The organism is Bradyrhizobium sp. S69 (assembly GCF_009766005.1).
In the GTDB taxonomy this organism is placed as follows: domain Bacteria; phylum Pseudomonadota; class Alphaproteobacteria; order Rhizobiales; family Xanthobacteraceae; genus Bradyrhizobium.
Genome location: NZ_LMUK01000017.1, coordinates 32502 through 42511 on the forward strand (window position 1 = coordinate 32502; position 10010 = coordinate 42511).

At 60.8% G+C, this 10010-nt stretch carries 9 protein-coding genes; 3 read left to right on the forward strand and 6 right to left on the reverse strand.

The features are described from left to right. Nucleotides 1-126 precede the first annotated feature (126 nt). The gene (locus GSQ88_RS05730) at nt 127-1080 is read left to right on the forward strand and encodes a substrate-binding domain-containing protein (RefSeq protein WP_159006419.1); all 954 of its coding nucleotides are present in this window, start codon (nt 127-129) and stop codon (nt 1078-1080) included. Between the two features lie 154 nt (nt 1081-1234). Continuing rightward, on the forward strand, nt 1235-1765 hold the full coding sequence (locus tag GSQ88_RS05735; RefSeq protein WP_283810668.1) for a PQQ-dependent catabolism-associated CXXCW motif protein: 531 nt from the start codon (nt 1235-1237) through the stop codon (nt 1763-1765). 27 nt (nt 1766-1792) lie between these two features. Here the strand turns inward: GSQ88_RS05735 and GSQ88_RS05740 are convergent, their stop codons facing one another. From GSQ88_RS05740 to GSQ88_RS05765, 6 genes are all read right to left on the reverse strand, one after another. Next, nucleotides 1793-2434 (reverse strand): hypothetical protein, encoded by a 642-nt coding sequence (locus GSQ88_RS05740; RefSeq protein ID WP_246735074.1) that lies wholly within the window; start codon nt 2432-2434, stop codon nt 1793-1795. Between the two features lie 154 nt (nt 2435-2588). Then, entirely contained in the window at nt 2589-3482 is an 894-nt protein-coding gene (locus GSQ88_RS05745; protein ID WP_502706698.1) for a substrate-binding periplasmic protein, read from the reverse strand. Between the two features lie 35 nt (nt 3483-3517). Then, nucleotides 3518-3874, reverse strand: a complete 357-nt coding sequence (locus GSQ88_RS05750; RefSeq protein WP_159006422.1) for a c-type cytochrome — start codon at nt 3872-3874, stop codon at nt 3518-3520. 11 nt (nt 3875-3885) lie between these two features. After that, the gene (locus GSQ88_RS05755; protein ID WP_159006423.1) at nt 3886-5559 is read right to left on the reverse strand and encodes a methanol/ethanol family PQQ-dependent dehydrogenase; all 1674 of its coding nucleotides are present in this window, start codon (nt 5557-5559) and stop codon (nt 3886-3888) included. A gap of 350 nt (nt 5560-5909) precedes the next feature. Beyond that, nucleotides 5910-7637, reverse strand: coding sequence for a methanol/ethanol family PQQ-dependent dehydrogenase (locus tag GSQ88_RS05760; protein WP_159006424.1), 1728 nt, complete (start codon nt 7635-7637; stop codon nt 5910-5912). Nucleotides 7638-7717: 80 nt separating this feature from the next. Then, nucleotides 7718-8371, reverse strand: a complete 654-nt coding sequence (locus GSQ88_RS05765) for a QcrA and Rieske domain-containing protein (protein WP_159006425.1) — start codon at nt 8369-8371, stop codon at nt 7718-7720. A gap of 705 nt (nt 8372-9076) precedes the next feature. On the opposite strand from GSQ88_RS05765, the gene GSQ88_RS05770 reads away from it, so the two are divergent. Then, on the forward strand, nt 9077-9754 hold the full coding sequence (locus GSQ88_RS05770) for a nitroreductase (protein WP_159006433.1): 678 nt from the start codon (nt 9077-9079) through the stop codon (nt 9752-9754). The last annotated feature ends 256 nt before the right edge of the window (nt 9755-10010 follow it).

Genomic DNA, 10010 nt, shown 5'->3' on the forward strand with positions numbered 1-10010 from the left:
ACATTGCGGCGCAAGAGACAATCGCCTTGCACCAAATCATAACTTGCCTATGCCGGGAGAGTTACCTAGTCTTTTTTGGACTTTTGCCTTCCTTGGCAATGTCCGTCTCCAACAATCGCTGGAATAATGAACGCACAGCATATCGAAAACGCGACGCGGCCTTTGCATCGACCATCGAAGCCGCCGGCAATCGTGATCGCATGGCTGCTCGGCGTGCTGGCCTGCGGGCTGGTGGCTTTACGGCCGGTCGAGGCCCTTGCGCAAACACCCACAGCGCAAGCGCCCACGCAAGGTAGCGAATCCGGCTCGCTGGAGCTTGTCGATCCCAACGTGTTTCGCGCCTGCGGCGATCCGCGCAACCTGCCGTTCTCCAACGACAAGAGCGAGGGCTTTGAAAACAAGCTCGCCGAATTGTTCGCGACCAAGCTCGGCAAGAAGCTCAGCTACACCTATTTCCCGCAGGCCACCGGTTTCGTGAAGATGACGCTGGGTTCCTACCGCTGCGATGTCATCATGGGATTCCCGCAAGGCGACGACCAGGCGCAGTCCACCGTCCCCTATTACCGGACCACCTATGCGCTGATCACCAAGCGCGGCAGCGGTCTTGAAGATGTCACCGCGATCAACGATCCCAGGCTGAAGGACAAACGGATCGGCATCGTCGCGAAGACGCCGCCCAGCACCAACATGGCTGTCAACGGCCTGTTCGCCAAGGCCAAGTCCTATCCGCTCTTTATCGATACGCGCGCGGATTCCTCAGCTCAGGCCATGATCGACGACCTCAACCAGGACAACATCGACTGCGGCATCTTATGGGGCCCGATGGCGGGCTATTTCGCGGCAAAGGCTACCCCGCCTCTGGTCGTCGTGCCGCTCGTCAAGGAGACGATGGGACCGCAAATGACTTACCGCATCGGCATGGCGGTACGCGCGGCGGACCAGGACTGGAAACGCACGCTCAACAAGCTGATTACGGAAAACCAGGCCGAGATCAACAAGCTCCTGATCAGCTACAACATCCCGATCCTCGACGACGCCAATGCGCCCATCACCGCCGAGACACTGTCCAAGCGGCCATGACCGCGGCGCTTTCGAGCCAACGGGTCGCGCGAATGCGCGCCCGATGACAGGCTCCGTGGGCACCGCTTCACGGGAAGAAAATGCGTCAGAACAAAAGACGGGCGCCCCGTTCCGATTCCATCGGAACGGCTCCAGGGCCGCCGTCTACCTTGCGCTGATAGCAACGATCTTTGCTGCTGCGGCAACCCGGGCGGCGGATGTGCCCGAGCCGGAAAGCTATCGCCTTGAGGATTATCGCGCGCCGACGCCGGCGACGTTGCGCGGCGCCAAGGTGATCGGAACGCAAGAAGCAGAAAAGCTCTGGCGCAGCCATACCGCATCCTTTGTCGATGTGCTGCCGAGACCGCCCCGGCCGCGGAATCTGCCGGCGGGCACGCTGTGGCGGGACAAGCCGCGCCCCGATATTCCGGGAAGCATTTGGCTGCCCGACACTGGCTATGGCGAACTGGCGCCCAGCATGGCCGGCTATTTCGTCAGGGGCCTGGAGAAAGCGACGCATGGCGATCGTGCCAGGTTGGTTGTGCTCTATTGCCTGGCCGATTGCTGGATGTCGTGGAATGCCGCCAGGCGCGCGCAAGAGATCGGCTATTCTGACGTCGCGTGGTATCGCGAAGGAACAGACGGCTGGCTTGCCGCCGGCCTTCCACTGGAAGAAGCCAACCCGGAACCCCGTCCCGACGAGTAGGCGAGATCGAGTCTTATTTCTCGATTGTTATTTCTTGGCCGGATCCGCGCTTGAAACGTTCTGGATCGCGCTGCCCAGGTCGAACAGACGCTTTTCGATCTGGACCGGCACGTCGCACACATAGGATGTCGACTTCCGCCGATCCTCGAAGATCCGCGTCTGCCACGCCAGTCGGCTGACGAGGTCCTCGGTCTGGGCCTGATCGGCGCTGGCTTTGTCCTGCATGTCCCGCAGCTTCTGGGCTTCCGCACGGATGTCGTCGGCGGCAGCCTTCTGCTTGCGGGAAAAGCGCTCGATGCCGTTCATCACCTCGTCGCGCTGCGCGTTGAGCGTCGAATATAGTTCGGCGAAAAGCTTCTTTGCCTTGTCCTGCTTTTCCGTATCGGTTCCGACCAGGTAATCCGCGATCAATTTCCTGGCGTCGTCGATCGGCGTGCGGCGGGCAGCCAACCTCGTCACCAGGTCGGCTTCCTTGGGGTCGGCCGGCTTGGTGTCGATGCCCTCGATCGAAGGGCCGTTCCACACGCTTGCGACGGCAATTCCCGGGACCTTCAGCTGCTGGCATGGCCAGTCCGGGTAACGCGGGTCCAATGCGCGGGAAGGCTGCGCCCAGCACGCCGTCATCGCCACCACGGCGCAGAGACTTACATCGCGTATCGAAAGGCTCATGCCGCGCCTCCTCTGGGGCCTTTTCCGTTCTGATTGAATCAGAACGGGGCTCTCGTCTTTTGTTTTGACGCGTTTTCTTCACGCGAGCCGGAGCCCACTGAGCCTATCATCGGGCGCGCGTTCGCGCGACCCGTTGGCTCGAAAACGCTTTAGCCTATTTCTGTTGCAACGCCTTCATCATCGCGTCGCCCAGCACGATCGGTTCGCGCGGCGGCAGGAAGCTGACGCCCGCCGCTTCCGCAAGCTTGGCCACGGTTCCGTCGGACTGCAACGCGGACAACGCCGTGTTGACCTCGGCCAACAGAGCCGGGCTACTCGCCAAACCGACATAGCCGCGATTGACACCGATTGGATAGAAATAACCGGAGGCCGTCAATTTGGTGTCCGTGTGGGTGGCGCGATAGGCGTCCAATCTGCGTAGATCGAGCAAACTCGCGTCGAGGTCACCGCGCTCAAGCGTGCCTAACAGATCGTCGCGGGTTGGAACCAGATGCGTGATGTTGTCGATCAGCCTGCCTTTATCGAAGGTCATCAACAGCGCGTCGGCCAACGTCCCGCTTTCCACGCCAATGCGTAGCCCCGCGAGATCGCCGATACCGCTGATGTGCCGCTCTGCCGCCTTGGGCCCCAGCACGACAGTCAGCGCCGAATAGATATATGGATCGGTCGGCGTCAGCACACCGAGCGGCACACGGCGCCGGTGGTCCGGGCCGGTGGCACCTTCGAAATCCGGCAGCTTCGCGGTCTTGAGGCCCGGCACGACCAGGGAATCCGTGGTCAGGGCATAACCGCCGACAAGGGAGCAGCGGCCGTCCGAGAGCAGCGCGTTGGTTTCCAGCGCCGGCGACGAATCTTCGTCGAGCTTGCTTTCGAACCACTGGATTTCCAGCGACCGGCCGAGTCGCTGCGCGACCGCCTGCGCCAGCGCGACATCGAAGCCGCTGGCCGGCTTGCCGCGATGATGCACCGACAGCGGCGGCAGATCTTCGTCGAGGCAAACCCGCAGCGCGTCCGCGGCGGCAATCGCCGGCATCGCGGCCATCGTCATCAAGGCAACAGCTGCTGCTGCATACGACCGGATTCTCATGGCTTCCTTTGGCTCGAAACGTAGGCCCATAGCGCACCGATCTGGTCGTCATCCAACAGGTCGCCCCAGGGTGGCATCTTGCCATTCTTGCCGTTCTTCACCGTGGTGAAGAAGCGTGTCTTGTCGTCGGGAAATCTACGCAGGTCGGGCGTGATCGTGCCGGCGTTCAGCATGCCGGGGCCATGGCAATGCGAGCACTTCTCGGCATAGGTCATTTTGCCGTGGTCGATCAGTGCCTGATCGCCGCCGTCCCCAGTCGCAGCAACTTGCGTCGCAGTCTGCGCATTTGCCGTCGCTATCGTTGCGACGGCGGCGAAATACGCCGCCGCCCAGTTGAAAGGTCGCTTGATCACTCGCGCGCTACCTATTGCGATTTCTTCACGGCGAAGAGCCACAACGATCCGCCGGTCGGTATCTGAGCGAGGCGCTCGTCACCGGAGAACAGCGAGTAGACACCGCCATAGCCGCTGGTCACCGCGACATATTGGACGCCGTCCTGCTCCCACGTCACCGGCTGACCTTCGATGCCGGAGCCGGTCTGGAACTGCCACAGCTTCTTGCCGTCGTTGGCGTCGAATGCCTCGAACTCGCCGGTCAACTGACCGGAGAACACGACGCCGCCCGCGGTCGACAGCACGCCCGAGAAGCGCGGGATATCGCTTGGCGCTTCCCACTTGGCTTTGCCGGTCATGGGATCGATCGCCGTGAGATGGCCGCGCGGTCCGGTACCCCACTCCCAAACGTCCGTCAGATCCATGCCGACATACCATTCGCCGGCCTTGTAGGTTGCCGGCTCGGTCTTGTAGTGACCGCCGAAGGCAAGCGTATTGGCGTAAGCCAAGCCGGTCTGCGGATTATAGGACATCGGCTCCCAGTTCTTGCCGCCGAGGATCGAAGGATACACCACCACCTTCTTGCCCTCGCGCGCGTCTTTCGTGACATCCGTCTCGACCGGGCGCCCCGTCTTCATGTCGATGCTGGAAGCCCAATTCACCTTCACATAGGGATTGGCGGCGAGCAGCTTGCCGTTGGTCCGGTCGAGCACATAGAAGAAGCCGTTACGATTGGCGTCCATCAGCACCTTGGTCGGCTTGCCGTCGATATTGATGTCGGCCAGCACCATCTCGGCCACGGCATCATAGTCGAACGGATTGTTCGGCGAGAACTGATAGTGCCATTTGATCTTGCCGGTCTTGGCATCGAGCGCGAGTACCGAACAGGTGTAGAGATTGTCGCCCGGACGTCCCGCGGCGTTGAAGGGCCCCGGGTTGCCGACGCCCCAATAGACCGTATTCAATTCGGGGTCGTAAGAACCGGTGATCCAGGTCGATCCACCGCCGAATTTCCAGGTGTCGCCCTTCCAGGTGTCGCCGCCCGGTTCATCCGGGTTCGGAACCGTGTAGGTGCGCCACAGATGCTTGCCGGTTGCCGGATCCCATCCGTCGATGAAATCACGGGTGCCGAACTCTGCGCCGGAGACCCCGGTCAGCACGACGCCGTCGGCGACCAGAGGCGCCATCGTCATCGAATAGCCTTCCTTAATATCGGCGGCCTTCTCACGCCACAATTCCTTGCCGGTCTTGGCATCCAGCGCGATGACATTGGCGTCGAGCGTGGTGCGGAACAGCTTGCCGTCGAGAATCGCGACGCCACGATTGATGATGCCGCAGCAAACGATACGCGGGGTCTCCGGCGGATACTCGACCTTGGTCTTCCAGATCTGTTTTCCGGTCTTTACATCGACCGCCATCGTGGCGCTGTTGCTGCTGACGTAGATGACGCCCTGGTAGATGATCGGCTGCGATTCCTCGCTGCGGTCGTCGGCAAGACTGTAATTCCAGACCGGAACAAGGTTCTTGACGGTTTCCTTGTTGATCTGGGTCAGCGGGCTGAACCGCTGCAAATTATATCCCATGCCGTAATTGAGGACGTTCGACGTGTCGGTCGCACCCTTGACGAGTTGATCGGCCGTCTGCGCACGCACGCCAATCGGCGCGAGCACCATCGCCAGGCCAGCGGCCAGCGCTATACCTTTCATTTATCCCTCCCAATGAACTCTCGCGCATTTTTGCGCTGTATGTCTTCCCGAACGAAGTCAGTAAACTTCCCGAGAGCAGCTAACAATCTTCCCGAAAAATGAACCCGTCAATCGAAAAGAGGTATTGCTGCAACGCAGTTACAGCGGCTGCAACGCGGTTGCAGCGGCGATTCTCGCGCAGCGGAATTTGCTCCGACGATCAAGAAGACAACCGGTGCGCGAATCCTGCTTGCTGAATTTGCGGGAGAGACGTTTGCGCCGCGCTCGAACTTCGGTCCGATCCAAACGATTTGGCCGCTCCTTAGGAGCGGCCAAACCTTGAGTACGACGAGCGGATGCGGATGCTGTGCTTACTTCTTGACGGCGAACACCCAGACGACACCGCCCTGGGGCACATTACTTTCGATGCCGATATTATCTCCCGCCAGCGCATCCTGGATGCGTTGCGCATCGACGCCCCAGCCGGACTGCACCGCGATATATTCGGTGCCGTCCACCTCATAGGCCATCGGCATGCCCATGATGCCGGAGTTGGTCTTCTGCTCCCACAGCACTTCGCCGGTCTTGGCATCGAACGCCCGGAACATCCGGTCATTGGTGCCGCCGGCAAAAACCAGGTCGCCCGCGGTTGCCGTCACCGAACCAAACAGCTGCGACTTGGCGAAGTTATGCGACCAGGCCTTCTTGCCGGTGGCCGGATCCCACGCTTGCAGTTCGCCATAATGATCGGCGCCGGGCACCACCGACAGACCGATATCTTCCGGCTTGGTGCCGAGCCAGAGCTGACCGGGAACCAACGGCACCTTCTCGCCGGTAAAGCCGCCGCAGAAATTGTCGTTGGCGGGAACGTAGACCAGCTTGGTGTTCTGACTGTAGGCCGCCGACGGCCAATCCTTGCCGCCCCACAATGACGGACAGAACTCGACCCGCTTGCCCAGCGTCGGCTTGTGATCGGGATCGACGATCGGCCTGCCGGTTTCCGCCTCGATGCCTTTCCAGACATTGGTCTTCACGAACGGCCAGCCGGCGACGTAGTTGATGGCATCCGGCTTGCGCTCCAGCACCCAGAAGATCGCATCACGTCCTGGATGGATCAGGCTCTTGAACGAGCGGCCGTCCCGTTGCAGGTCCACCAGCATCGGCGCGTCCACCTCGTCCCAATCCCATGAATCGTTCTGGTGGTACTGATGGAAAGCCTTGATCTTGCCGGTATCGGGATCGAGCCCAAGCACCGAACTGGTGTAGAGATTGTCACCAGGGTGATTGGCGCCAGGCCACGGTGCGGCATTGCCGGTGCCCCAATAAATCGTCTTGGTGTCCTTGTCGTAGGTGCCGGTCATCCAGGCGGGGCCGCCGCCGGATTTCCAGTCGTCGCCGCTCCAGGTGTCGTGGCCGGGCTCGCCCTCGCCGGGAATGGTGAAGGTGCGCCACAATTCCTTGCCGTCATTGGCATCGAACGCGACGATATAACCCCGCACACCGAATTCGCCGCCGGAACCGCCGACGACAACCTTGCCGTCAACCACCATCGGCATCAGGGTCATGTACTGACCCTTCTTGTAGTCCTGGACTTTCTTGTCCCAGACCACCTTGCCGGTCTTGGCATCGAGCGCGACGACATGATCGTCGGTCGTGGCCAGATACAGCTTGTCCTGCCACAAGCCGACGCCGCGGCTGGTCGGATGCAGTTGAAAGAGATCGTCGGGAAGCTGGCGTTTGTAGCGCCAGTACTCATCGCCGGTTTTGGCGTTGAGGGCGATCACCTGTCCCATCGGGGTCGCGACGAACATCACGCCGTTGTTGACGATCGGAGGCGCTTCGTGGCCCTCATTGACGCCGGTGGAGAAGGTCCACACCGGTGTCAGGTTTTTGACGTTCGAGGTATTGATCTGGTCGAGCGGGCTGTAGCCCTGCCCATCATAGGTCCGGCGATACAACATCCAGTTGCCGGGTTCGGGATTTTGCAGACGGGCATCGGTCACCGGACTGTAATTTTCGATCGGACCGGCGAAGGCTGCTGGTGCGACAAGGCATGAGAACGCGACAAAGCTCGACAATAGCCACTGCTTCTTGGTCATGGACGCTACCTTCCTGTTTTGTTTCTTCACCCACTTGATTTTTTTTATTTGTGTTGAAGCTCAATGCGACGGCGCCACCGTCAACCTGCCTGCTGAGCACCAACCTTTCCGATAAATGTTGCGGCGACGGTCAGCGAGCCGTCGGCGATCGCCAGTGGAAGCGCCGCGAGACGCCGCGGCGCCGGCCCGAACACGACTTCCGCACCGTGCCGCGGATCATATTCGGAATTGTGACAAACGCATTTAAAGACATCCTTGTCGCCGCCGTCCTGCTTTACCCAGGCCGTGACGGGACATCCCGCATGCGCACAAATGGCCGAATAGGCGACAATACCGTCGGCCGCGTGCGCGCGCGTCTCGTCATCGAGTTCGGCAGGATCGAGCCTGATGATGAGAACCTCGTTCAACCGTGAACCCTTGCGGACCACCGATGTTTTCGGATCCTTCGGCCAGGCATGCACCGGCGGCCCCCCGAGCTTCAGGTCGCCCGGCTTGATGACTTCCCCGGCATGATCGCCTTCGGTGAAAACCAGCAGGTCGGCCTTTTGCGGCCGCTCGTCACTGCCGGGCTGATCGTCATCCGCGGAAGCGACCGAGGACGTCGCCAGGCACGCACCGGTCGCGAGCGCCGTCAGGATCAGCGCACGCCGCGTCTGGCACGGGCACGGCGACGCCTCGTGTTCTGCGACGACACCCTCAACCGATGTTGCACCACCCTGCCCGCGCTCAGCCATGACACAAGTTCAGCGCCGCAACTGGGCCAAAAAGAGGGCAGCGAGCGCCGCGTGCATTTTGAATCATATGCTTTCCTTTTTTCTTTTCTGACGCCAACGCCGTTCGCTCGTATCATCCTATCCCGGCGCCGCGCAACCTGTTCGCGCGCGTTTCGCGGATTAGCTGAGTTGCTCCAGAATTTGTGCGGCGCGTTATGGCGAGGCGAGAAACACACGCCGCAATGCGGATTCACAAAATATTTTTCTCGCCACTGCGTAAGGAATTCTGACCGAACGAGGATAGGACGTCGCATGGTGAATTCGACTGATCGCCGTGTTCCGATGGCGTCGCCACATCCATCGCCTGTTCGATACACCTCACGAAGGACATCAGGGCGTAACCTCCGCCGCTTTCGTTGTCGGTGGATGGCGGATTACGCCTTCGGCTCCAATCCGCCCTACGCGTCGCGCCGGGTCGCCGCGGCTCCCACCAAAAATATCGAAAACAACCCCATGCACAGTAGCCGGCGGCCGCCGCGACCGACCGTTTGGACCGAAAACTTGACACGTCGGGCAAATCAGCGGCACAATTTCATCATCCCTAAATCCGCTAAACGACCACGGGCACTGAAGGGCGCACGCAGGCGACGGCTCGTCGCTTGCGCACGGGTGCAGAAATCGCGAAAATCCAGGCTGATTCAGAAGTTGCCAGGGAATCCCACACAGATGCAGTTCGATGACGTTATCCTCGGTCGCCGGAGTATCCGCGGTTACAAGCCCGATCCAGTGCCCAAGGCGCTGATTACGGAAATCATTGGTTTGGCGATGCGCGCGCCATCGTCGATGAACACCCAGCCCTGGAATTTCTACATTATCACCGGCGAACCGCTGGATCGGATCCGCGCCGGCAACACCGAGCGGATGGTGGCGGGCATACCGCAGTCCCGCGAGTTCCGCACCGGGCAGGCCTTCGCAGGCCAGCACCGCGACCGGCAGGTCGGCGTCGCCAAGCAATTATTCTCCGCGATGGGGATCGAGCGCGACAACAAGGACAAGCGCCAGGACTGGGTACTGCGCGGCTTCCGTCAATTCGACGCGCCTGTCTGCGTGATCGTGACTTATGACCGCGCGCTGGACGGCAGCGACGATACGCCCTTCGATTGCGGCGCCGTGGCGACCGCCCTGGTCAATGCCGCCTGGTCTCGCGGGCTGGGCGCCGTGATCAACAGCCAGGGCATCATGCAATCCCCCGTGGTGCGCGAGCACGCGGGAATATCCGACGATCAGGTCATCATGAAAAGTATCGCGCTGGGCTGGCCGGATGAAACCTTTCCGGCCAATGCTGTCGTGTCGGAGCGGAAGTCTGTCGAGGAAGCGACGGTGTTTGTCGGATTTGAGAAGTAGGTGCGCGCGGGCAACGGGTGCTATCCGGCATAACGTCAGGCGAAACTTCTTCACCTATGATTGGAAGCGGCATCGTAACAGGCTCAATGCATTGATGCGATTATGTTCCGCGCGGACGACAGCTCGTCGTCGGGGTCGTTACTCACAATAATTTTGTGCACTGGACTGCACCCCGTAAGTGAGACACGGTAATTTCTGTGACAGGGTGTTTTCATTGTGGTGTTAGGGCTAGCGCGAAGTTGGCTTCGAATTCAAG

Bases quoted from the DNA above. Each gene is read 5' to 3' on its own strand.
- GSQ88_RS05730 (WP_159006419.1), top strand. From the start codon at position 127: ATGAACGCACAGCATATCGAAAACGCGACGCGGCCTTTGCATCGACCA.
- GSQ88_RS05740 (WP_246735074.1), bottom strand. From the start codon at position 2,434: ATGAGCCTTTCGATACGCGATGTAAGTCTCTGCGCCGTGGTGGCGATG.
- GSQ88_RS05745 (WP_502706698.1), bottom strand. From the start codon at position 3,482: ATGACGATGGCCGCGATGCCGGCGATTGCCGCCGCGGACGCGCTGCGG.
- GSQ88_RS05755 (WP_159006423.1), bottom strand. From the start codon at position 5,559: ATGAAAGGTATAGCGCTGGCCGCTGGCCTGGCGATGGTGCTCGCGCCG.
- GSQ88_RS05760 (WP_159006424.1), bottom strand. From the start codon at position 7,637: ATGACCAAGAAGCAGTGGCTATTGTCGAGCTTTGTCGCGTTCTCATGC.
- GSQ88_RS05765 (WP_159006425.1), bottom strand. From the start codon at position 8,371: ATGGCTGAGCGCGGGCAGGGTGGTGCAACATCGGTTGAGGGTGTCGTC.
- GSQ88_RS05770 (WP_159006433.1), top strand. From the start codon at position 9,077: ATGCAGTTCGATGACGTTATCCTCGGTCGCCGGAGTATCCGCGGTTAC.